General features: G+C 61.6%; 21 protein-coding genes. 1 reads left to right on the top strand and 20 read right to left on the bottom strand.

Annotation, left to right across the window (positions count from 1 at the left end):
- The first annotated feature begins 79 nt into the window (after window positions 1-79).
- Complete coding sequence (locus GTP44_RS03710; protein WP_161018367.1) at window positions 80-1,048, top strand: LysR family transcriptional regulator; 969 nt, start codon at window positions 80-82, stop codon at window positions 1,046-1,048.
- 153 nt (window positions 1,049-1,201) lie between these two features.
- Here GTP44_RS03710 and guaA read toward each other — a convergent pair whose 3' ends face one another.
- The 20 genes from guaA to GTP44_RS03810 all read right to left on the bottom strand — a co-directional run bounded on the left by guaA (window position 1,202) and on the right by GTP44_RS03810 (window position 21,645).
- Entirely contained in the window at window positions 1,202-2,812 is a 1,611-nt protein-coding gene (gene guaA, locus GTP44_RS03715; RefSeq protein WP_161018368.1) for a glutamine-hydrolyzing GMP synthase, read from the bottom strand.
- Between the two features lie 66 nt (window positions 2,813-2,878).
- A complete protein-coding gene (gene guaB, locus GTP44_RS03720) occupies window positions 2,879-4,342 on the bottom strand; it encodes an IMP dehydrogenase (RefSeq protein ID WP_161018369.1) in 1,464 nt (487 codons plus the stop codon).
- 419 nt (window positions 4,343-4,761) lie between these two features.
- Complete coding sequence (locus GTP44_RS03725; RefSeq protein WP_161018370.1) at window positions 4,762-5,409, bottom strand: hypothetical protein; 648 nt, start codon at window positions 5,407-5,409, stop codon at window positions 4,762-4,764.
- 49 nt (window positions 5,410-5,458) lie between these two features.
- Complete coding sequence (locus tag GTP44_RS03730; protein ID WP_161018371.1) at window positions 5,459-5,746, bottom strand: hypothetical protein; 288 nt, start codon at window positions 5,744-5,746, stop codon at window positions 5,459-5,461.
- On the bottom strand, window positions 5,743-6,138 hold the full coding sequence (locus GTP44_RS03735; protein WP_161018372.1) for a hypothetical protein: 396 nt from the start codon (window positions 6,136-6,138) through the stop codon (window positions 5,743-5,745). The genes GTP44_RS03730 and GTP44_RS03735 overlap by 4 nt, the downstream gene beginning before the upstream one ends.
- 1 nt (window position 6,139) lies before the next feature.
- Window positions 6,140-6,478 (bottom strand): ubiquitination-like system serine protease family protein, encoded by a 339-nt coding sequence (locus GTP44_RS03740; RefSeq protein ID WP_229256765.1) that lies wholly within the window; start codon window positions 6,476-6,478, stop codon window positions 6,140-6,142.
- Between the two features lie 11 nt (window positions 6,479-6,489).
- Window positions 6,490-7,008, bottom strand: a complete 519-nt coding sequence (locus tag GTP44_RS03745; protein ID WP_161018507.1) for a glycoside hydrolase family 19 protein — start codon at window positions 7,006-7,008, stop codon at window positions 6,490-6,492.
- A 26-nt stretch (window positions 7,009-7,034) separates the two neighbouring features.
- Entirely contained in the window at window positions 7,035-7,469 is a 435-nt protein-coding gene (locus tag GTP44_RS03750) for a hypothetical protein (RefSeq protein WP_229256766.1), read from the bottom strand.
- Window positions 7,470-7,531: 62 nt separating this feature from the next.
- Window positions 7,532-7,930 (bottom strand): hypothetical protein, encoded by a 399-nt coding sequence (locus tag GTP44_RS03755; protein ID WP_161018375.1) that lies wholly within the window; start codon window positions 7,928-7,930, stop codon window positions 7,532-7,534.
- Window positions 7,930-9,909 (bottom strand): glycine-rich domain-containing protein, encoded by a 1,980-nt coding sequence (locus GTP44_RS03760; protein WP_161018376.1) that lies wholly within the window; start codon window positions 9,907-9,909, stop codon window positions 7,930-7,932. Before GTP44_RS03760 ends, GTP44_RS03755 begins: the two co-directional genes overlap by 1 nt.
- On the bottom strand, window positions 9,909-10,973 hold the full coding sequence (locus tag GTP44_RS03765) for a hypothetical protein (RefSeq protein ID WP_161018377.1): 1,065 nt from the start codon (window positions 10,971-10,973) through the stop codon (window positions 9,909-9,911). Before GTP44_RS03765 ends, GTP44_RS03760 begins: the two co-directional genes overlap by 1 nt.
- Window positions 10,970-17,233: a tape measure protein gene (locus tag GTP44_RS03770; RefSeq protein WP_161018378.1), complete on the bottom strand. Its 6,264-nt coding sequence runs from the start codon at window positions 17,231-17,233 to the stop codon at window positions 10,970-10,972. The genes GTP44_RS03765 and GTP44_RS03770 overlap by 4 nt, the downstream gene beginning before the upstream one ends.
- A 35-nt stretch (window positions 17,234-17,268) precedes the next feature.
- Complete coding sequence (locus GTP44_RS28400; RefSeq protein ID WP_443093265.1) at window positions 17,269-17,592, bottom strand: phage tail assembly chaperone; 324 nt, start codon at window positions 17,590-17,592, stop codon at window positions 17,269-17,271.
- An 8-nt stretch (window positions 17,593-17,600) separates the two neighbouring features.
- The gene (locus GTP44_RS03780) at window positions 17,601-18,107 is read right to left on the bottom strand and encodes a hypothetical protein (protein WP_161018380.1); all 507 of its coding nucleotides are present in this window, start codon (window positions 18,105-18,107) and stop codon (window positions 17,601-17,603) included.
- Window positions 18,108-18,245: 138 nt separating this feature from the next.
- The gene (locus GTP44_RS03785) at window positions 18,246-19,475 is read right to left on the bottom strand and encodes a phage tail tube protein (protein WP_161018381.1); all 1,230 of its coding nucleotides are present in this window, start codon (window positions 19,473-19,475) and stop codon (window positions 18,246-18,248) included.
- An 89-nt stretch (window positions 19,476-19,564) separates the two neighbouring features.
- On the bottom strand, window positions 19,565-19,984 hold the full coding sequence (locus GTP44_RS03790) for a DUF4128 domain-containing protein (RefSeq protein ID WP_161018382.1): 420 nt from the start codon (window positions 19,982-19,984) through the stop codon (window positions 19,565-19,567).
- Window positions 19,981-20,382 (bottom strand): HK97 gp10 family phage protein, encoded by a 402-nt coding sequence (locus GTP44_RS03795; RefSeq protein WP_161018383.1) that lies wholly within the window; start codon window positions 20,380-20,382, stop codon window positions 19,981-19,983. Before GTP44_RS03795 ends, GTP44_RS03790 begins: the two co-directional genes overlap by 4 nt.
- The gene (locus GTP44_RS03800) at window positions 20,382-20,765 is read right to left on the bottom strand and encodes a hypothetical protein (RefSeq protein WP_160990314.1); all 384 of its coding nucleotides are present in this window, start codon (window positions 20,763-20,765) and stop codon (window positions 20,382-20,384) included. Before GTP44_RS03800 ends, GTP44_RS03795 begins: the two co-directional genes overlap by 1 nt.
- Window positions 20,762-21,133, bottom strand: a complete 372-nt coding sequence (locus tag GTP44_RS03805) for a hypothetical protein (RefSeq protein WP_161018384.1) — start codon at window positions 21,131-21,133, stop codon at window positions 20,762-20,764. Before GTP44_RS03805 ends, GTP44_RS03800 begins: the two co-directional genes overlap by 4 nt.
- Window positions 21,130-21,645 (bottom strand): DnaT-like ssDNA-binding protein, encoded by a 516-nt coding sequence (locus tag GTP44_RS03810; protein WP_161018385.1) that lies wholly within the window; start codon window positions 21,643-21,645, stop codon window positions 21,130-21,132. The genes GTP44_RS03805 and GTP44_RS03810 overlap by 4 nt, the downstream gene beginning before the upstream one ends.
- Window positions 21,646-21,738: the final 93 nt, after the last annotated feature.

Consider the following 21,738-nt stretch of genomic DNA (forward strand, 5'->3'; position numbering starts at 1 on the left):
GCACTGACATCTGAATAGTGACAATTCGATTGATTTATCCGCATCAAATTGATGATAATCATCGAGGGAGGCACTACTTATGGCTATCAACGAACTTCGGTCCATCACGACCTTCATCAAGGCAGCAGAATTGGGCAGCCTGCGCAAGGCGGCGCAGGACCTCGGAATCAGCCCGCAGGCAGCAAGCAAGGCACTCGCTCAACTGGAGTCTCACCTGGACGCCAGGCTATTTCACCGCACGACGCGTGTGATGTCCTTGACCGATGCTGGGCAGCGATTGCTTGAAGATGTGCAGCCGGCCGTACTCAGTATGCAGCGTGCACTGTTGAACGCCCGCACGGCAAAGGACGAGTTCGCCGGTCCTTTGCGAATTGCTGGCCCTCGGACCACGTTCCAGCCGCTTCTCTGGCGGCTGGTTGAGGAATTCTGTGAAATTCATCCGGGTATTCAGCCGGATGTCCTGCTCGAAGATCGTGTCGGCAACTGGGTGGAAGACCGCGTCGATGTTGGGTTCCGCTTGGGGGCATCGCCCCACGAAGGCGTTATCGCTCGGCGGCTGTTTCCGCTGCAGATGGTCATTTGTGGCGCGCCAAGCTACTTCGCGCAGCACGGGGCGCCACAAACGCTGGCTGCGCTGGCACAGCATCGCTGCAGCGCGTTCCGGCATCCAGGGACCGGTAAAGTCGTACCGTGGCATGTAAAGCTCGGTGAGCAGACAGTAGATCAGCCGGTCGTACCGGCGATCTGCAGCAACGACGAGTTGTTCGAACTTCAGGCTGTGCTTGCGGGCAAGGCACTTGGGCAACTCGCGGGAGTCACGGCGGCACCATACATCCGCACAGGACAATTGATTCCAATCCTGCTCGATCACATGCCTGACTTCGCGAGCTATTTCGTCTATTTTGGCAGCAAGACCTCGCAGCCAGCACGCACCCGGGCATTCATTGACCTGGCGGTTCAACGCCTTGCTAATAATTCGGATTACGTGCTTAGCACAGAGGAATTAGTGCTCAGCTCAAGCGCGGGCAAAACAAAATCTAAGGTTTAGATACCATATCGTAACTGCCGACCATGACATGGAATCGCTAAATCCTTCCTGCTCGTGCAGGTCCCATGCCATGAAAAATGCCATTGACGATGCAGGAAGGCTCATCAATGGCATCAGTTTAACCCAATAAAATCAATGAGTTAGAATGCAACCTCACTCCCACTCGATGGTAGCAGGTGGTTTTCCGGAAATATCGTAGACGACACGATTAATTCCTCGGACCTCATTGATGACCCTATTAGAAACCCGGCCCAGCAACTCATGCGGCAGGTGCGCCCAGTGCGCGGTCATGAAGTCCTGCGTCTGCACGGCGCGCAGCGCCACCACGTACTCGTAGGTGCGGCCATCGCCCATCACGCCGACCGACTTCACCGGCAGGAACACGGCAAACGCCTGCGAGGTCGCTTCGTACCAGTTCTTCGGCACGGCGTCCTGGTCGAAGCCAGGCACCACGGTCGGTACGTAGGGGGTATTGCGCAGCTCTTCGATGAAGATGGCGTCGGCCTGGCGCAGCAGGTCGGCGTATTCCTTCTTCACTTCACCCAAGATGCGCACGCCCAGGCCCGGACCTGGGAACGGATGACGGTAAACCATGTCATGCGGCAGGCCCAGCGCCACGCCCAGCTTGCGCACCTCGTCCTTGAACAGTTCGCGCAGCGGCTCCAGCAGCGACAGCTTCATGTGCTCCGGCAAGCCGCCGACGTTGTGGTGCGACTTGATGGTCTGGCCTTTCTTGCCCTTGCCGGCCGATTCGATCACATCCGGATAGATGGTGCCCTGCGCCAGCCATTTGGCGTTGACCAGCTTGCCCGACTCGCGGTCGAACACCTCGACGAATTCGCGACCGATGATCTTGCGCTTCTGCTCCGGATCGGCAACACCGGCCAGGTGGCCCATGAACTGGTCCTCGGCATCGATGCGGATCACTTTGACGCCCAGGTTCTTGGCGAACATGTCCATGACCATCTTGCCTTCGTTCAAACGCAGCAGGCCGTGATCGACGAACACGCAGGTCAGCTGGTCGCCGATGGCGCGGTGGATCAGCGCCGCCGCCACCGACGAATCAACGCCGCCCGACAGGCCCAGAATCACCTCATCGGTGCCGACCTGCGCGCGGATTTTCTCGACTGCTTCCGAGATGTAGTCAGGCATGTTCCAGTCCGACTTGCAGCCGCAGATTTCGTGCACGAAGCGGCTCAGCATGACCTTGCCCTGCACCGTGTGGGTCACCTCCGGGTGCCATTGCACACCGTAGAATTTTTTCTCTTCGTTGGCCATCGCCGCGATCGGGCACGACGGCGTATCGCCCATCAGCACGAAGCCCGGTGGCATGTCCAGCACCTTGTCGCCATGGCTCATCCAGACTTTCTGCATGCCGTGGCCTTCGTCGGTGACGAAGTCGACAATGCCGTCCAGCAGCTTGGTGTGGTTGCGCGCGCGCACCTCGGCGTAGCCGAACTCACGCACCTTGCCGTTCTCGACCTTGCCGCCCAGTTGCGCGGCCATGGTCTGCATGCCGTAGCAGATGCCCAGCACCGGCACGCCCAGGTCGAACACGGCGGCCGGCGCGCGCGGTGCGTCGCCTTCCAGCGTGGAGCTGTGGCTGCCCGACAGGATCACGCCGGCGGCGCCGTAGTTGCGCACGAATTCGTCGCTGACGTCATACGGATACACTTCCGAGAACACGCCGGCGTCGCGCACGCGGCGCGCGATCAGCTGGGTCACTTGGGAGCCGAAATCGAGAATGAGGATTTTAGAGTGCATGGAGTTTGAACGAGTTGGATAACTATAGAAAAACGCCGGCGTGGGCCGCCGGCGTTTGCAAGGGAGTTAGTCGCCGGAACGGTAGTTCGGCGCTTCCTTGGTGATTTGCACATCGTGCACGTGCGATTCGCGCATGCCGGCCGAGGTGATCTCGACGAACTCGGCTTTGTTGCGCAGCTCTTCGATGGTGGCGCAGCCGCAGTAACCCATCGACTGGCGCACGCCGCCCACCAGCTGGAAGATGATCGCCAGCACCGAGCCTTTGTAAGCCACGCGGCCTTCGATACCTTCCGGCACGAACTTGTCGGCCTTCATGGTGGCGTCCTGGAAGTAGCGGTCGGCCGAACCGTCCGACATCGCGCCCAGCGAGCCCATGCCGCGATACGATTTGTACGAGCGGCCCTGATACAGGATCACTTCGCCCGGCGCCTCTTCGGTGCCGGCAAACATCGAGCCCATCATCACGGTCGACGCGCCGGCGGCCAGCGCCTTCGAAATGTCGCCCGAGAAGCGGATGCCGCCGTCGGCGATACAGGGCACGCCGGTGCCTTCCAGCGCCTCGGCCACATTGGAGATCGCGGTGATCTGCGGCACGCCAACACCGGCGACGATACGCGTGGTGCAGATCGAGCCAGGACCGATGCCGACCTTGACCGCGTCCGCGCCGTACTCCACCAGCGCCTTGGCGGCGGCGGCGGTAGCGATGTTGCCGCCGATGACGTCCACATGCGGATACTTGGTCTTGATCCATTTCACGCGGTCGAGAATGCCTTGCGAGTGGCCGTGGGCGGTGTCCACCACCAGCACATCAACGCCGGCGGCGACCAGCAGGTCGATCCGCTCTTCATCCTTGGCGCCGACGCCGACGGCGGCGCCGACCAGCAGCTTGCCTTGCGAGTCTTTCGACGCCAGCGGGTGTTCGGTCGACTTCTGGATATCCTTGACGGTAATCAGGCCCTTCAGTTCGAAGGCGTCATTGACCACCAGCACGCGCTCCAGGCGGTGCTTGTTCATCAGGCGCTTGGCTTCGGTGGTGTCGGCGTCTTCGTTGACGACCACCAGCTTGTCGCGCGGGGTCATCTTGGCGCGCACTTCGGCGTCCAGCTCCTGTTCGAAACGCAGGTCGCGGTTGGTGATGATGCCGACCACTTCCTTGCCTTCGACGACAGGGAAGCCGGAAATGCCATATTGCTCGGTCAGCTTGATGACGTCGCGGATCTTCATGGTCGGCGGGATGGTGATCGGATCACGCAGCACGCCGGCCTCGAAGCGCTTGACGCGCGCCACTTCACGGGCCTGATCTTTCGGATTCAGGTTTTTGTGGATAATGCCAATACCGCCCTCTTGCGCCATGGCGATCGCCAGGCGGGCCTCGGTGACCGTGTCCATCGCTGCCGACAGCAGAGGAATGTTCAGGCTGATATTGCGAGTCAGACGGGTTTTGAGGGACGTATCCGCTGGAAGAACGTTGGAGTACGCTGGGACGAGCAGCACGTCATCGAATGTGAGTGCTTTTTGGAGTAGACGCATAGCATTTCCTATAGGCGCAAAAGCAGATTATACAGAAATTGCCTATGTTTGTCAGCAACTTCCCCAAACTACCGGAGACACAATAGAAATAAGGCTTACTTCAAATGGCGTTTGTTTGGGGTGGTTTGGAAAAGTCTGGATTTTCGCCCATTTTTCGCCCAAATTTCGCCCACGCTTTTAAGCTAAATCGAAGGTACAGCAACAACAAAAGTTGCCATTATCACACTCGCCAAGCCAGCTGTCGAAGTTTGTGCTTATATGTTTGACTTCCTGCGACACCACCCGACCAAGCTGATGCAGGCATGGGAGTAGCCGGCGCCGCTGCAGAAGAAGAAATCCACACTGATCACGCCGCCCCTAGGTACGCAGATGGGATTGCTATAAATAACCTTTGATCGACAAACCGCAACGATGGCCCCTCATGAGAGATCTAGACGGGCAATTTTCAACAACTTCGAGAACGCTACCGTTCCGGAAATCGGGTCCAACGCTTTCAGAAAAATCTGACTACGCATGATTATATCGGCTGGCTGAAATAGCCAATCATCGTCGTCTATGCGTTTAGCAACGTCAGAATGACGTTGTTTGAAGTCGGGAGCGTTCCTATCTAACTGAACCAGCATATTGGAACCTGCAGCCGCCTTCGCCACAAGGGCTTGAGCTTTAAAAGAAAATGCATCCTCACGCGTGCGCGCGAGCCCAGCCCAATTGTGGAAAAACTGATCGACTAACCTGAACTCATCAGGATTTAATTCACCAACAAAGAGATGTTTATACTTCGCCCAAGTATTGTCAGGCCAGATAACCTTAAACCATGATTGGGGCGTATCGTGCGTTTTCACGCCTTCAACTGCTGATTCCGCGTTCCTTATATCGAGCACAATTATCTTTGCCGCACTCTCCAACTCGTTGGATCTACCGAGTGCATATACTAGCAGTGCAATATACCCAACGGCCGCTGTAACTACACCTGCGACTCGGTCGCCTGGAACCTTGCAAAACTCAAATAGCGTGAAGAGCACGCCAAACAACGCAAGATAATACGCCGTCAGTCTTAATATCTTCATGATCTGTTCTGATCTAACCAAGGTTGCTTATATTAGCACGGTGCAACACCTAATTTAGACACCCGGCTACGATCGCCTCTAGCGCCTCCTCATACTTTCGACCTTGCGGCCAATCCCTGGCCAGCGCCAAGACCTTCTCGCCATCCGACGCGCTGGGCGCCAGCTTCTCCACGGCGTAGTCGGGCCGCGCCGGCACGTCACCCGGCTTCACGCAGAACACGGGAACCGGCACGTCCACGCGCTGAGTCACCGGCGCCGGCGTGGCGGCGCAGCCGGCCAGCAGCACCATCGCCACCAATCCTGCCAAATTGGTAAATTTGAAGGGTTTCTGGTTCATCGCACGCTCTCCAGCATCTTGTTCACGTAGGGCATCGCCTCAACGCAGGTCGTCGGCCGCGCGCCGGCCAGCTGCGCCAGCGCCTGCTCATAGCGCCGGCCGCTGACCTCGGCGGCCTGCCGGGCGGTGGCGCCGCGAGCCTCGGCGGCCTTGGCCTGCTCGTGCCACATCACGATCGCGCGGTTCTGCGCATCAACGCCGGCGCGCAACTCTGCGGTGACGCCCTGCTCCGCCCTCAGGTCGGCCAGCGCCTTGTCGCGCGCGGCCGCCGCCGACCACCACAGTGCGCCGCCGGCGCCACCGCCGGCCAGCAGGATGGTCAACAGCACCAGCGCGGCGATCCTCCAGATCTGGCCGGCCAAGGCGCCGCCAGCAATTTTGGTCACATCCATATCAGCTCCAATCGGGTAGCGGCACGGTCTGCCCGGCCAGCGCATGCGTGCAATCGCCGAGGAACTGGATCATGCCGTCGGTGACGAATGAGTGACAGATGCCGCACTTGAACGGTGAATTGCGGCCGGTGCGCTCTTCGTAGTTGCACCAGCACTCCATTTTGTCGCCATCAATGTGGTGCCCATTTCGAGCCAGTACCGACTGCGCGAACGTCGGGCGAACCGGGTCGCCGTTGTAGTCCCAGACCGGACGCTGGTGGCCGTCCGCCGCCGGCCCGATCGGCAGCACATGGATCTCGCCGCAGCCCGGGCACTCGAATGCGACCTGGTTGTCGCTCATGGTGCAGATCTTCACGCGCGCGCGCATGCCAGCACCCGCTGCGCGACGCTGAACAGTGCCAAGCGCTCAGCCAGCCCGTTCGTACCGCCATTGATTCGCCGCGTCACCCGCACCTGGTCGCCGGCGTCGGCCAGCTCGTTGAGCCCGTGAGTGCGCCAGAACCACGCCGCCGATCGGCAGGCATTCACAGGCTGTTCCAGCAGCTCAGGCTGCGCCAACAGGTCTAGGCCGAGCGCGGCGCCGCACGCGGCGTAGTTCGTGCGGCCGGTGATCTGGATCAGGCCGCGCCCTTTGTAGCGCTGCCCGTCACCGTCGGCCTGTGGTGTGTTGCCCAGCCGGGCGGCCAGCGTGCCGGTGTCGTATGCGGCGCCGCTGGCCAGCTCGCGCACGAATTGAAGTTGCCCGGATTCGTGCCCAATCTGCGCCAGGAACGACGCAGCACGCGCCGGGGTGTTGATGCCGAACTCGGCCATGGCGGCGTTCAGCGGCGCCAGGTAGGCGGCGATGCGGCGCTGACCTGCCTGCGGCATGATCTGCTGAAGTTGGTTGGCGGTGATCACAGCGCACCTCGCACGTCTTTGACGATTTCTGCGGCATCGTGCGCGATCTCGCCAATGTCCTTGTCGCGCCGGCGATCCAGCCAGCGGATAACGCCGCCGATCAGCCACCACGCTGGCAGGCCGGCCAGCACCATCACCGGACCGGCGATGAACAGCACGCCCAGCGCGGGGTCGGCTCCGTACAGCACGGTCACCGATCGCGCCGAGTCAAACAACGTCGGCCACCAGCTGTGCAACGCCATGACCGCAAACGGGCCAAAGATGCCGCTGGCGGCGATGGTGCTGGTCAGGCGCAGGAACGCCTCGCGCAGCGTGCGCGGCCACATGAACAGGAACACGAGCGCTGTGGCGGCGGCGCCCGCCAGCACCGGCACGCCGAAGATTTTGATGAGCGCGGCGCCGCCGGCGGTGGTGGTTTCGATTGCAGGCATGGTTTCTTTCATGGCGAGAGAGTCCGCCGAAGCGGATCGGGAAAATAGCACCGGCGCGCCGGCTACAGGGAGTTGGCTTGAATGAACAGCGCCGTCAGGTCTAGATTGAAGTGCGCGGCAGCCGCAATCACCAGTTGGTTGTCGATCCGGAACGTGGTCGCCTCTTCGTACTCGATCAGCGCCAGGCCGCGCGCAGTCTCGTCCTGCATCTCGTTGATGAACGCGAGCACGTCTGTGCGCGAGACCCCGTTCAGATACAGCGCTTGAAGACCCTGGCGCCGCGTCACTTCTTCCGGCACCTGCACTGGCGCGGCCGGCGTCGTGAACGTGCCTGCGGCTTCGTCGTAGTAATCGCCGATCTGGCCGCCCAGATCGGCATCCAACAGGCCGGGGAACACGTCGAGGTCTTCCACCTCAATGGTATTGGCTACTCGGCCATTCTCGATAATATGAGCCCGCATTAGATGTTCCCCCTAACAATGATGCGCCCGCGTGCGCCAGCGCCTGATGTAGAGACAAAGCCACTGTTGGCCTTACATCCACCACCACCACCTCCGGGCTCTACCCCTGCCTGGGACGCCTGATTTGAAGCCATGGGCACACCAGCGCTACCCGGAAGATTTGCGTCTCCACCTTTACCACCGTAGATAGAAGTACCACCGTACGAGGTATATTGCGTAGTGGCAGGACCGCCGGCACTGCCGCCGCCAGCCCCGCTTTTATGGGTATCCCCTCCGGGCACCGGGTTGTTAGTGCCGCTGTAACTAGCGATGCCCCCACTGATGGTGAGTTGTGCACCAAATGGGGACGACGCCGTGGATAGTGCTGTAGCGAAATTGGTGGAACCTGCCAGTGCAGTTCCTCCAACACCTCCATTGGCAGTAGCGTATGTGCCGAACGTTGTACTGCCGCCTTGGTTGCCGTTCGACAGTTGAGAACCAGAAGCCCCGACAGCAAGCCCGCCTGCGCCTACAGTGGTGGTCACATCTGGGCTGACACTCAAAATATCGGCAACAGGAATAGTAGTAAGAATATAACTGCCGCCTGTTCCGCCAGTGGCAAAGGCTGCACTCGCGTACGCCGTAGCTGCACCACTACCACCGCCACCCCACAGCTCCAGGGTGAGACTGGTGTAGCCGGGCGGGGTCCTGAAGGAGCCCGAGGTCACGATAGTCTTTTGGAACGACACTTCGACAATCGATTTAAGCGTAAGGCTCACCTGATCCTTCATGAACAGGCGCGTCTCTCCGGTGTACATGATCCAGTTCGTGCGGTCGTCCGAAGCTGGGATGGTGATATCGCCGCTACCGCTATTCCGGATCCAGACTGACCAGCTCGCGGGAAGGTTGGCCAGATTGTCGAAAGTCTGCGTGAAAGTGCCACTGGTGATGTCGATGAATTTCCCGGTGTCGGACCGCGTCAGCATGACGTTGGCCGTGCGCGTGACATACGTAGCACCGCCGATCACCGGCGCACCATCCGCTTTGAAGATCGACACGTCCATCTTGGTACTGGTTTCGGCAAAAATCTCCAGCCGGTCGCCGACCGTGGTCGTGTAATCCACGCCGCCAGGCAGCACCAGGTTTGCGCCATTGATCAGCGGCGTAGCGGCGGCGGCAATCAGCGTGAACTTGGCGCCAGGCTGCGGTGACTCACCGAGGCTGACAACAGCCGTCGCGCCGACCAGCGTTGCGGAATTGCCGTCAGCGGCCCAAATGTTGATCGTGGCAGCAGCGGTGATGTTCGCAGCCTTCCGCTCGACCAACTGTCCGGTCAGGCTGCCGCCGTTCACGCCGCCAGTCAAACCTTGGATGCCCTGTTTGCCTTGCTGTCCACCCGGCCCAATGACCCAGTCCGCTCGCGTGCCAGCACCCTCGACGCCATCGACCATCACCGTCAGGGCAGTGCCGACATAGCTCTTCACCGTGCCGAACATGCGGATGCCAGGTGCGCCCTTGCTGGTGATGGCCACGACCTCGCCCTCCGGGAACTGCTTGCCGCCGCCGATGACGAACACTTTGTCGCCGGTGCCGGCCGCAATCGAGGTCGCACTGGTCGCCGTCAGGCTGGTGGCGGCGACAGCGGCAGCGGTGGCGCTGTTTTGCGCAGCGGTTGCGGAGCTGGCGGCGGCCGTGGCGCTGTTCGACGACGCCAGAGCATAGCCGCCTGCATCTGATGCGGCCTGCTGGGCGGCCGCACGGTGGCCCGACGCCTGGGTGGCGCTGGTGGCTGCGGCTTGGGCATTGCTGTCGGTTGCGGCGGCCAGCGTCTGCACGGCCAGCGCATTCGCATATACGTTGTCGCCAAGTGCGTTCATCTGGATGCCGAACGGACCTTGCGCCGCCGCAAAAGCATCCGCTTCGGGGTCGAAGTCATCCGGCCGATCAATGGAGGGTGCCACCGGCAAAGCGTCCGCATGGACTGGAGCAGTAATGGCCATTACATCTCCTCCACTTGCAGGGTGATGACGCCGTAGTCAAAGCCTTTCAGGTTCAAGCTGAACTCCTTGTGAATGCCAAAAATGAATAGGGGCTCGAACCAGTCGAGCGTGAAGTCGTCGAGGCCGGACCAGATGGCCGGGCGGCCGTTCAGCTGTTCGCGCAGCTTCATGATCTGGCTGGTCAGCGACTTGTCGAACCACACCTGCAGGTCGACCTTCGGCACCGACCGCTCCGGATCGAGCGACAGGTTGCCGAACTTGTCGCGCTCGACGTTCGAGAAGTTGAGGTGATCCGATGTCGCCTCATATTGCGCATCGCCGATGTAGACGGCGTTGCCGATGATGATGCCGCCCACCGCGCGCCGGCCAGCGGCGGGCTTGCTGACGGTCACGGAGATGCGCGAATTGCGATACGGCGGCAGGTCGTAGTACTGCACGCTGGTGCGGCTTTCAAACGAGCCGAAATACCAGGCTTTCCAGCCGCGGCTTTTCCGCTTGCTGAGGTTTGCTGTGACCGAATACTTCTCCACTCCGCCGACCGTTTGCTTGATGGTGATAGTTCGCGCATCGAGTCCTATCACAGCAATCGTGTTTGCGCGATCGGTCAGCTGGATCTCCTGCACGATATCGACCGGCGCCTCGGCCTGGGTGTTGCGCAGATCATCGAAGGCCGCCCACTTGTTGGTCGGCATCTTGAGGTCAAGCCAGGCTGTGCCGGTCGCAAGCGGCTGATTGAGATTCGGGCCATCGATCCGCGACTCGTATACCAGATGAGCAACAGGATCGATCACCCGATCATTCAATGCGTAGGTTCGCGTGGGGTCGTAGACCGAGTAAGTCGTGCCGATGTTCTGCCACCACGTAGGGCTGGTCGCCGGCGCGTGGCCGGCATTCGCAGCTTGCAGCGATTTCCAGACCGTGATCAAACCACCGACGACCCCGGTGCTTGCGGTGGCGCCCAGGGCATACGTCGTGTCCATCGCGTGCATTGCCGGTGGCGCCTCCACCAGCGTGCTGCTGACCAGCATTGCGTCGGTGACTGTGATTGGAACGGTTACTCTCATGCGGTCGCTTCCTCTTTGGTGGATGCGTAGATCCGATCATTACGAATGACACGCTTGAACAGGCCCGTGCTGGTTTCGCTGCTATTGGCCGTGCGTTCGCCGGCGGCTCGCAACTGCGCCATTTCGCGGCGCATTTCTCGCATCTCCGCAAGCAGCTCGCTGTTGTCACCTCCGCCGCGCAGCATCGACGCCGTTTGCGTGGCGTTGAAAATACGCGACGGGCCGGTCGCCTCCAACTCCGGACCGTTCTCGCCCACGATACGTAGGCCGCCCAGGTGAAGACCACCGGTGGCGAACCCGGGAATTCCATGCAGCTTTTTGTATTCCTCGCTATCCATGAAACCGGCACGGATTTGCTCAAGCGTCTGCCCTGCGGCAAGCGCTTGCTCCCAAGCGTTCACGCCGGCGGCGTCGCCGGCGCGCCCCAGAAGAGTTCGATAGAGCTCTTGAATCTTGGCCTCGTCAGAATTTGCGATGGCGCCGACTACGTTGACACCCTTCGCCGCCTCAGACTTCCAGTAATCAATCTCGCTTGCCGTTGCATCTCGACCAAGATATTGCTTGTAGGCGTCTGCTGTAGTCGCACCGGCGTTGGCCACCGGGTTGGCAGAAGCGGCCTTGAGAGAAGCGGCGAGCGCGGCAAGCGCCTCCGGGATCGAAGCGACGCCCGCGCGAATGCCGTTGAGCGTATCGACCTGCGACTTAGCCTGATCCAGCATGGCGTCGAGCCTGACCAGCTCTTTTTTGTGAGCCTCGTCCAATGCGGTCTTCTGGTCCTTGATCGCCTTCAGCGTCAACTGCTCGGTCGACAGCTGGGCATCGCTGAAGACAGCCAGGCCAGCAACGTTGTTCCTCGTGGTGTACAGATCGCGCTGGTAGTCGAGATACGAGCCGAACTGGCCGGTCGCGTCCTTGCTCACAGTGGACAGCGCCTTTTTCAGGCTGTCGGCGTCCGGCAGCGGGCCGCCGGCCTTAGCAATGGCCAGCGCTGCGGCGATCTGCGCTTGTGCGGCCTGGCGCTCGGCTTTTTCCTGTCCGGGGACCTGCATGCCATCCAAGGTTGAGTGCAATGCATCCGACAGGCTTTGCAGATTTGAGACGGAGCCACTCACCTTATCGAGGCTCACCTGGAGACCATCTGCCGCCGACTGGTAGATGGCTGCCAGCGCATCCTTTTCGCGCCCGATCGCGGATTGGAGGTCGCCGTAGGCATTCGACACAGCATCGATGAGCGCCTTTGCCATCGCTGCCTGCGCGGCCGTCGCGGCCGCTTCCGCTGCCGCAACCGCTTTCAGCGCCGCCAAGCGGTCGTATAGCGCGACCGTGCTGGCCGCCATCCCGGCGGTCTCCATCGCACGCACCTGCTCGGCCGACATGCTTGCCTTGAGGATGGCATCGATCTGCTGCTGGTAGCCGGCATTCGTGTTCGCCAGCGCTTGCGCGGCCGCCTGCTCCTCCTTCAGCGCGGACAGGCGGTCGTAGAGCGCGACGGTGGACGCGGCCATGCCGGCAGTCTCAAGAGCTCGCACCGCCGCCTCACCCTCGCGCGCCGCCAGCAGTTGATCGATTTGGTGCTGGTAATTCGCGTTGGTGCTGGCCAGCGCCTCGGCGGCAGCGGCGGCCGTCTCGATGGCATCCTTGGCGGCCTGGGCAGCCTGCACCTGGTCGTACAGTGCCTGGTTGTGGCTGTCGATCGCAGAGCGCGCCTTGGCTGCCAGCTGTTCCTGCGTCATGATCAGCTCGTCGAGCTTGCTCTGCAGGTCGGTGCGCTCGTCGGCGATTTCTTGCTCTGATTTGGTCAAGTCGACCGTGGCGGCATGGGTTTTCGCAAACGCTTCGGACAGAGCCAGGAGTGCAGCGTACTGCTGCGCACCTGCTTCGGTCGCCAACGCACCGGAGTTGGCGATGCCCAGCACGTACTCCTTGAACTTGTCGCGGGTGTCTAGGCTTTGCAGACCCATCGCCGCCAGCTGGTCAGTGACGTATTTCTGCACCGGCGCAAGGCGTTCAGCCTGCGTCAGGAAGTTATCATTGAAGCCACTCTGCTGACTGGCCAGCTTATCAATGCCCCCGGTAAGCTCTATGAGACGCTCGCGAGCGGCGATGCTGGCTAAGCCGGTTTGGCCGAACGTGGCGCCGCTGGACGCAAGGATGGCGTCGAGGTTTGCATAGTTTGATGCGATGCGGGTGAGCGTCTCGAAATAGCCCTCTCCCACCTTCTGGAACTGCCCCAGATCGGGAATCGCGAACTGCGCCATCTGATCCCCAAGCTTAGAGAACACGGCTTCGAGTTGCTCTTGGATCTGCTCACCAGTCAGCCCCTTCAGACTGATCTTGCCGAGGTCGACCACAAAGGAATTGAGGCGCGCGGTGAAGGCGTCGCCACCCACGCCCAGCAGCACCGCCGACTGGTTGATGCTGTCGGACAAGCCCAGGATGACCTTGGTGAACTGATCATCTACCTGAGCACCCAAGTCCTTCAGCGCGGCATTGTGCTTGTCGCTGCTGAACCAACCTCCCTTCTTAGTGGTGTCCGTGTACTGGTCCGCATTTACGCCGCCAGTTGCGATTCCGGAAACGGTGTTCTTGCCCACCACGATGCCTGTATCGTCGACGGTGGTGGCGCCACCGAAGATCGAACCAACCAGCTTGCCGACGGTGCCACCCAGGACGCCGCCGATCAGCGGAATATTGCCAAGCACAGATTGGGTCAGCGCCTGTGCGCTACCAACGGTATCGGCCGCCACATTGCCAGTGATGCCGGTGGTACGAACAACAAGACTACCCAGGCCGGCAATATTGTTGTCGATGCTCTTGAGCGTCGCTAGCATGCCGGCGGTATGGGACAGCTCAACGCTGGTGTTTTCCGCCGTGAGTGCGATGGCGCGGGAAATAGAATCGGACTTTGCACTGGAGTCGCCAAGTACCGAGCCGGTGCCTTGTGCGTCCTGGCGCTGCTGCGCCACATTCGCGCCGCCACCACCCAAGCTACCAGCCACTTTTGCCCCGATCGCAACCACTGCCGCCAGCGTGGCGGCGCCGGCGGCCAGATTCAGTGGGAATGGCAGGGATGCGATGGCTTTCACTACGGCAGTAACACCCCAGGCGCTCGCCTCGGTTGCGGCCAATCCGGTCGATGCTGCGGTCGTCGCAGCCTCCCCGGTCAGCTTGGTTGCATTCAGGGCCGTGTTAGCCGCAACCTCACCTTCTTTGTAGAAGATCTTCTTGACCATCGACTCGACGGCCATTGCCATTTCGTAGGCGCGGAAAGCCTTCTCGGTGGCCTCCAGTACCTTGTAGCCCTTGGAGTTCTCGCTGAAGAATCCCTTGGCGGCGCCAGCCATGTCACCATACGACTTAATCTGAGCCTGTGCTGATGCCTTCGACGCGGCAATTTCGGCTTGAGCGATCTTCTCCGCGCTGCTTTTTGGATCGGCTTTTACCGCGGCCAACTGCGCGGCGATGGCCTGTTGTTGGACGGCGTACCCGGTCAGTGCCGTGGTCAGACCGCCGATGGCGGACCCGACGCGGCCGAACGATTCCGCCATGCCCTGCGCCGCTTGACGGGCGGCATCATCCACGGCTTGAAGGATCTTCAGCAGGCGCTCAGCTTGAGCAACATCAGTGCCGGTGTCGAGACCTTGCAGCGTCTTCTGCGCCTTCGTCAAGCGCGAGTACGCGGCGATCTTCATGTCGATGTCGGCGACCGCCTTCTCGCTCCCCTCGATACCTGCCAGTGCCGCCTTTTGCTCTTCGAGCAACGCGATGGTTGACTCGGTAACGGCCGATGGCAGTTTGTTGTATGCAGCGATCTGGCGCTCGGTTGCGTCGATCTGGTCGTTGATGGCGACAATCTCCTTCCGACTGGCTGCCTCAGCGTCGCGGGCTGGCTTGTCTTTGTCATACGCATAGGCGCTTGACAGCTGATCGGCAGCTACCAGCGACGCGCGCAGGGCTTCGGTGCGCTGAGCGCCGAGGTCCTTGATCTTCGCGTTGTTGGCGATCCGTTCGGCAGCATCTTTGCCGTTGTAAGCCGACAGCGCGGCGATTTCCGCATCGAAGATTGCGGCCGCATCCTTCCCAGCGGCCAGCGCGGCCGCGTGCTTGGCGTTGTACACCTCGGTGTCGCCGGCCAAACCTTGGCGATTTAGTTCGGTGATACGGGCCACGCCCTCAACACGCAGGTTGCGCTCGTGCTCAATGCCGGCCTTGATCGCTTCAACACGAGCTTCAACAGTAGCTTTCGCCGTCGCAGCACCATCCTTGTCGATGAACTTCGCGCGAACGAGCTTCTCCATTTCTGGTGGGATTTCACCGAATTGCTTCTTCAGCTTGTCCAGCTCGGCGGCGAGACGTTGGGCTGCAGTGCCGTTCTCGCCATACCACTTCGTCAACTGCTGAGCACGAGTACCTTCCTTCGCCAGCCTGTCAATAGCATCGTCCTTCGCCATTTTCTGGCGGAGTTCAACAATGCCATTCTCGAGTCTGAGTTTCTCCGAAAAGAACTGGGTCCACGATTGCCCCTTTTCGAGGGTCATGGACGAGTTCATAGAATCAAGCTTTTTCTGTGCCGCATCGATCTGGTTGATAACGGGCAGATTCTTGTCTGCTTGCGGTTTCGACATGCCGCTGTTTTGCAGCTCGATCAACTTTTCGTTTTTTGCGATGCGCTCATCGAGCCCCTTAATGATGCGGACCTGCGCCTGTTCAAATGACTCAACTGCTTGCTTGTTGCCATCTTCGGACTTCTTCCCCCACACCGACCAAGCAGTCGCAGCTAGACCCAGCAAGGTAATGACGGCGCCGATAGGACCACCCAGGAAGCCAATCGTGCGGCTTAGCAACCCGACCGATGCGACGGCCGCGCCGTTCGCTGCCGTGAGCGTGGCTTGCGCAGCGGCCTGAGCGGCAGTAGCCGCAGTGACCTGCGCGCTAACGCGAGTCTGCTGCTGCCCGAGGATGGCCAGTTGGGCCAGCGATGCCGAGCGCGCCTGCTCGGCGATTGCAAGATCAGCTTGCAGACCACGGCGCAGCGCCTCCTGCACATTCAACTCGCGCGTCGAGTCGCGCAGTACGCGCAATGCCGTGCTGAGCGCGCCGGCGGCGGTCGATGCCGCGATAGCTGCGCGGGCCTGGGCAATGCTTGCCTCCGTGTTTGCGATAGATGCCTGTGTTGCCGACATATTAGCGTTCGCGACCGCGAGGCGCGCCACCGTCTCTTCGCGTGCTACGACGATTGATGCTTGGGTGGCAGCCAAGCCAGCGGTGGTCGCGGCGGTGCTCACCACCTCAGCTTCCGCACTGGCAATAGTGGCGGCGCGTGCCGCATTCGCCGCGGCAACTTGGGCGTAGATTGCGGTGATATGCTCGTAGGTCTTCATAGTCCATGCGGTGAGCCAATTCACTATTGCAACGGCCATGACCGTGCCAGCAACGCCAGCCAGCAAGTTGAGATTCCGCGCCAACGCCTCGATCCCGGTCGTCAGCGCCATCACGGTACCGCTGGCCTTCGCCTGGGTGCCAATGAACTCCATGACGCTGTTCTTCAGCACGGTGAATGAGCCGCCGATGGTCTGGATTTGCTTCGACTCTTCCTTCAGAGGGTCGAGGGACTTCGGGAGGACTTCGGACATGACCCGGGTTGTGAGTAACCCCTCTTCCGCCATCTTCTTTAGTGCCCCAATCGGCACACCTAAGCCATCGGCGAGCGCTTTCATGAGACGCGGTGCGGCCTCGTTCACGGCATTGAATTCTTCGCCGCGCAATGCACCGGCGGCGAAAGCCTGGGAAAGCTGCAGCTGCGCCGATGCCGACTCGGCGGCCGTGGCGCCAGACACCTTCAGCGCGAGGTTGACGGTCTCCGTGATGGCCGCGACCTGCTTCTGCTGCACGCCCAGCTCCCGCGTGCCGTTGGAAATCCGGGCGTACAGCATGCCGGTCGCGGCCAGATCCTGCTGAGCAGTATTAGCGATGCGGCGCACATCGTCCACAGCAGCGGCATACTCGCGCTGCGACTGGGTGGCCAGTTGCAACTGCGCGGTGAACTTCGTGTATTCGTCGGCCATCCGGATGATCGCGCCCACGCCGGCACCGACGCCCAGCAGTTGGAGTGCCTGCGACAGCTTGCGCGTCACCACGTCCAGGCTGGCCGCCTGCTGCTCGGCGCGCGCGCCGGAATCACGCATGCGTTCGAGCGACTGCGCGGCGGTCAGCGCTTCGCGGGAATCGATCCGAATTCCCAGGGTGGCGATATCAACCATTGATGCCCCAAAAGAAAAGCCGCCCCATGGACGGCTTACTGATTGCTTAGAAAAACCTCATCGAGCGCGTCAATGCACTCGCCTTCGAACGGCGTCAGGCGGAAGCCGTGGCGCCGCTCCCACGCCATGATCTGCTCGTCGGAGATAGGGTTGGCGGCCATGCCGCCGTTGGTGCGCTTGGCGCTCAGCTGACAGAAGTACTCCCACACATGCACCAGCTCGTGCGGGATCGGAGGCACGTCGAGCTCCGGCGGCATTTCGCCGGATTGCTCGTAGATGACGTTGAGATGCCACTCCAGGGTGTGGCCATCATCCTGCTTGGTGCTCAGTTTGAGTGACGCCCTGGCGTACTCGACCAGCTGCCGCTTTAGATCGTCAAAAAATTGGCGTCCACTTCCAGCGCAGCGATGACCTTGTCAACCCAGGCAGGGAATTTGGTCAGCAGAGCGCGGACGTTAGCTTCGGTCACCGGCACAGGCTGGCCGCCGGTGGTGAAGCCAGGCAAGCCGACGGTCACCGCGATGGCGATCTTCAGGTTGCGGTCCTCACCCAAGTCGAACAGCTGGCCGGCGCCGGCATCGGTCTTGCCGTCGATCTGCTGCTTCTTGGTCTGGCTGCGCTTGATGGCGGTGACCGAAGTGGCGCGGATGATGTCGCGGTACTGGATGCTGTTCTTGCCAACGATCTCCAGGCCCGCAGCGTGGTCGCCGTCGTCATTGAACAGCGTGCTTACGGTGAAGGTCTTTTCGACAGGCGCGGCACTGGCGGCCAGCAGCCGATCGAAGTCCACGCCGACGGCGGCTGGCATGCCGGCGGCGATAACAGCAGCGGTTGCCAGGGTGGCGACGGAGGTGGTGTTGGTATTCAGTTCCATGGTGTTGCCTTTCTTCGCGTGGTAGATAGATGCCCGCGCACGCCCGCCGCTCCACGCGAATGGAGACAGCGGACGGGCCGGTGCTGGGGGGTGGCTTTCGCCAAAATGAGAACCCGGCGCGCGGCCGGGCTGTGTGGGTTACGGCGCCAGCGAGTCCTGCACCGACAGCGTGCTGCGGTCCGAGTCGGTGCCGGTTCCGCCAGTGAAGTCATACAGGGCGGTAAAGGCATAAGTGCGAACCGTGGCCTTCTCGCCATCATCCGGTGTGCTACCCTGGATTTTGATGCGCGGCATGCTGAAGCCGATGAAGTCCGCCGCCGGCGTACGGCCGGACGTCAGCACCGAAATCAGCGACGTCTCGGTTTCATTCAAGAACAGCGTGTGGATTGCCGAGCTGTCGAGGAAGGCAGAGAACGAGCCCTTCACCAGTACCTTCTTGCGAGAGATATCGGGGCGCAGGTTCGTGCCCACCACGCCATCGAGCGCACTGACTTGGCCGTCGATCGTGAAATCGATGTTGGTCACGATGGCGCTTTCGTTGCCGTTCAAAACCAGCAGTCCGGTGGCGGTCGACAGCACGTCGCTCGTCGATTCAGCGGTCGGCGAGGTGAAATACGGAGCGCCGGCCGAGGTTTGATCGAGGCCGACCAGGGTGAAGTCGATTTCCGCGTTACCGTTGCCCGGCAACTTCACGGCGATCTGGCCGACCTGGACGTCCTTGCTCACCTCCGACATAACCACGTCCGAACGGAATTCCTCGATCGTGTTGTAAATGTTGGTGTGACCCGACTCGGGGATGTACGACTTTTTGCCGTACACGGTGCAGGTGACCGAGTCGCCCGACGCCTTTGGCCCCACGGCCACGTTGTCGAGCATCTTGCCGGTCATGACGCTGGCAGTCAGCACGGTGACCAAGAAGTTGTGCGCGTTGTTCGGCGTGCCGGTGGTGGCCCAGCCAGCCCAGCGCACCACATCGCCAACCTTGAAACCGTCGGTCAGGAAGGAGCCGGCGGCGCGGGTGAACGTGCCGAACGCGCCGGTGGTGACTGCGGCGGTCACGTTGGTCAGCGGACCGCTGGTGGCGCCGGCGGCAAAGTCCTTGCGCAGCACCTGCGAAATCCAGTCGGCGTAGGTGCCGGGCGACAGCAGGCCGCTCAGCTTGCCGTCCACCATCTGCGTACCCTGGCGTTCGCTGATCACCTGCTGATGGCTTGCGATTTCGTCCGCAGTGCTGTACGTGTCGCGCTTCAGCTCGAAGGTCGAGGTCTTGCGGCGCAGCAGTTGAGCGCCGGGCGCGGTGGCCTGAACGCCCAGGCCGGTCTGTCGCTTGGTTCGGACCGTCTTAAAGATGCCTTCAGCGATTGTCATGTGGAAAGCCTTTCAAAATAAAAAAGCCTCCGGCTGGAGGCGAAAGAAAGCACCCGAAGGCGCCTGGTTGGATGTGGCGGGGTGCCGGTTTAGTCGAATGCGTCGACGTGGTAGCTGATGGTGATCGGCACCATCCAGAAGCCGCCGTCAGGCCGGCCGGCGGCCACCGACGGAGTGCTGTCGATGTGCACACTGAGGCCGGAGTACTGCAAGGTGGTCGCGCACGGGAAAATTTCTTCGATCGATTTCGAGATTGCCGCGGACTCGGTGGTGCCCTTCCCCGTCGGTGTCCGCACGCTCACCTGGTACAGCCCGGTGTAGTGCTTGTGCTTGCCGCCCTGACTCGGGTTCAGTGTGCTGGCTGGCAGCAGGTCGCCCTGCAGATAGCTCTGACCAGTGGTCGGCGTGTACGCGAAGTTCCCGAAGGCGACCGGCAGCGCCGGCGTGCGGGCCTTGGCCCAGGCCGCCAGCCGCGTTTCGATTGCCGCGCGGGCGATGTCATGACTCATTGCAGTCCTCGTACATACTGTTCGATTGCCGCCGGCAGGCCGGCGAGCGTGATGCGCACCATGCCCGATGGCGCCTTGACGCTGCTGTGGCCGTATTCGATCTCGCCGGCATACGGCAAGTTGTTCACGATCCAGCATTCGCCGCCGGCCTTCAGGCTCGTGACTTGCCCGGCCATCTTCGCGATGGTGGCGGCGCCGGCGATGTCCACGCTGTCAAGCGTGCCGCCCGGCATGGTCACACCGAACTGCCAGTTCGCGCGCAGCCGTCCAGTCAGCACCGGCGAGGTCATCACCACGCCCTGCGCGGCCAGCACGATGGTCTGGCGCAGCGCCTTGTCGACATTGCTGCCGGCCTTGGTGATGAACTTCGAAAGATCGGCCGAGAAGGACCCGGCCATCAGACTCCCCGCAGTTGAAGGGTGTACAGGAGCGCCACGTCGGTGGGTTCCAGATTGATCACGTCGGCGATGGTGTACGCCTTGGCGCCGATCAGCACCGTGTCGGACGTCGATGGCGTCGGCATTTTCGTACCGTCGCGCTGAAGTGGCGACAGAAGCAACTGCTGGTCGCCCTGCTTGATCAGCGTGCCGTCGATGTCGTCCTGGTTGTAGTTCAGCTTTACGCCGGTGCCGATGTAGTCAGCCTGGCCACCGGTGCCGGGCACGGGGCCGCCGGTGCCGGGGTCGTAATCGGGTTGCGTCTCGCGGCGCAGCGTGACCAGCCCGCCCTTGCGCCGCAGCGAGGCATCGGCGCGCGCGGCGGCTTTGGTGTAGTCGGTCATTTCTGTTCCAGATAATCGTGCGGCGGCGTCTTATTAAAGCGCACCGCCTTGATGGTGGCCTTACCGTCGATCAGCGCGCGCAGCACGCGGTGCCAGCCATCCATGATGAAGCCCTCTTCGCTCAGGATCACCGGATAGCTAGTATCGACGTCCAGCGCGCGGCGCATGTGGTGCGCCATGCCGAACGGTGAGCCTTCCGGGGTCCAGACTTCGGTGCCGACGTAGATCGCAGCCAGCGGCAGGTCGAAGGACTCCAGATCCTTGGCGCGGGCAATCAGGTTCGTCACCGTCCAGATCTTGCCGTTGTGGCTGTAGGTGTTCTCGTGCGCCGCACAGCCTTCGATGTGCACCACAGGAAACTTGCTCATGCCCGCACCACCTTGATCATGCCCGCGCCGCCGGCCGCGCCAAAGAACGGCTCCAGCGCCGCATCGATGGCGACGAAGCGCGCGGCGGCGCTGGTGCTGTTCTCGAAATATTCTGTTTCTATCGGCCCGGTCTTGTCGCGCTTGATCTGGTTGTTGCCCACTTCCAGATCGGGCAGCAGCTCGGTACCGTCAGCGGCACGCGCGGCCAGATCGATGCAAGCGTTGCAGACCTCGACCGGCACGATGGTGGTGAGCACCGGGAAGCCATCGACGCACACGCCGTAGCGCGGCCAGTCCAGCGCTTGCGTCTGATGCGCGCGGCGGCCGGCCCAGCGCTGACGGTAGGTCGCCAGCATAAAGCGGGTCGCGTTGCGTAGCGCGATTTCCTTGCTGGCCTCGGTGCGCGGCGCCCAGTTCGTAATGCCTAGCGCGGCGCAGCGCGCGTCAGCCGCCGCCACGCTGGCATAGCTCTCGGCGTTCGGCAGACCGGCGCCGGTTTCGGTGATGAACATGGTTTCCTTGATGCGTAAAAGCCGCCACGAAGGCGATTGTGTTCTTCGGTGGTGCTGCTTCAGGTTAGAGGTCGTGTGAGAGTGCTTGCCACC

Origin of the sequence: Duganella lactea, from assembly GCF_009857505.1 — a bacterium.
GTDB classification, from domain to species: domain Bacteria; phylum Pseudomonadota; class Gammaproteobacteria; order Burkholderiales; family Burkholderiaceae_D; genus Rugamonas; species Rugamonas lactea.

Bases quoted from the DNA above. Each gene is read 5' to 3' on its own strand.
- guaA (WP_161018368.1), bottom strand. From the start codon at position 2,812: ATGCACTCTAAAATCCTCATTCTCGATTTCGGCTCCCAAGTGACCCAG.
- GTP44_RS03810 (WP_161018385.1), bottom strand. From the start codon at position 21,645: ATGTTCATCACCGAAACCGGCGCCGGTCTGCCGAACGCCGAGAGCTAT.
- GTP44_RS03750 (WP_229256766.1), bottom strand. From the start codon at position 7,469: ATGCCTGCAATCGAAACCACCACCGCCGGCGGCGCCGCGCTCATCAAA.
- guaB (WP_161018369.1), bottom strand. From the start codon at position 4,342: ATGCGTCTACTCCAAAAAGCACTCACATTCGATGACGTGCTGCTCGTC.
- GTP44_RS03740 (WP_229256765.1), bottom strand. From the start codon at position 6,478: ATGAGCGACAACCAGGTCGCATTCGAGTGCCCGGGCTGCGGCGAGATC.
- GTP44_RS03800 (WP_160990314.1), bottom strand. From the start codon at position 20,765: ATGACCGACTACACCAAAGCCGCCGCGCGCGCCGATGCCTCGCTGCGG.
- GTP44_RS03790 (WP_161018382.1), bottom strand. From the start codon at position 19,984: ATGAGTCATGACATCGCCCGCGCGGCAATCGAAACGCGGCTGGCGGCC.
- GTP44_RS03745 (WP_161018507.1), bottom strand. From the start codon at position 7,008: ATGCCGCAGGCAGGTCAGCGCCGCATCGCCGCCTACCTGGCGCCGCTG.
- GTP44_RS03735 (WP_161018372.1), bottom strand. From the start codon at position 6,138: ATGGATGTGACCAAAATTGCTGGCGGCGCCTTGGCCGGCCAGATCTGG.
- GTP44_RS03780 (WP_161018380.1), bottom strand. From the start codon at position 18,107: ATGGAACTGAATACCAACACCACCTCCGTCGCCACCCTGGCAACCGCT.
- GTP44_RS03805 (WP_161018384.1), bottom strand. From the start codon at position 21,133: ATGAGCAAGTTTCCTGTGGTGCACATCGAAGGCTGTGCGGCGCACGAG.
- GTP44_RS03725 (WP_161018370.1), bottom strand. From the start codon at position 5,409: ATGAAGATATTAAGACTGACGGCGTATTATCTTGCGTTGTTTGGCGTG.
- GTP44_RS03755 (WP_161018375.1), bottom strand. From the start codon at position 7,930: ATGCGGGCTCATATTATCGAGAATGGCCGAGTAGCCAATACCATTGAG.
- GTP44_RS03730 (WP_161018371.1), bottom strand. From the start codon at position 5,746: ATGAACCAGAAACCCTTCAAATTTACCAATTTGGCAGGATTGGTGGCG.
- GTP44_RS03765 (WP_161018377.1), bottom strand. From the start codon at position 10,973: ATGAGAGTAACCGTTCCAATCACAGTCACCGACGCAATGCTGGTCAGC.
- GTP44_RS03760 (WP_161018376.1), bottom strand. From the start codon at position 9,909: ATGGCCATTACTGCTCCAGTCCATGCGGACGCTTTGCCGGTGGCACCC.
- GTP44_RS03770 (WP_161018378.1), bottom strand. From the start codon at position 17,233: ATGGTTGATATCGCCACCCTGGGAATTCGGATCGATTCCCGCGAAGCG.
- GTP44_RS03795 (WP_161018383.1), bottom strand. From the start codon at position 20,382: ATGGCCGGGTCCTTCTCGGCCGATCTTTCGAAGTTCATCACCAAGGCC.
- GTP44_RS03710 (WP_161018367.1), top strand. From the start codon at position 80: ATGGCTATCAACGAACTTCGGTCCATCACGACCTTCATCAAGGCAGCA.
- GTP44_RS03785 (WP_161018381.1), bottom strand. From the start codon at position 19,475: ATGACAATCGCTGAAGGCATCTTTAAGACGGTCCGAACCAAGCGACAG.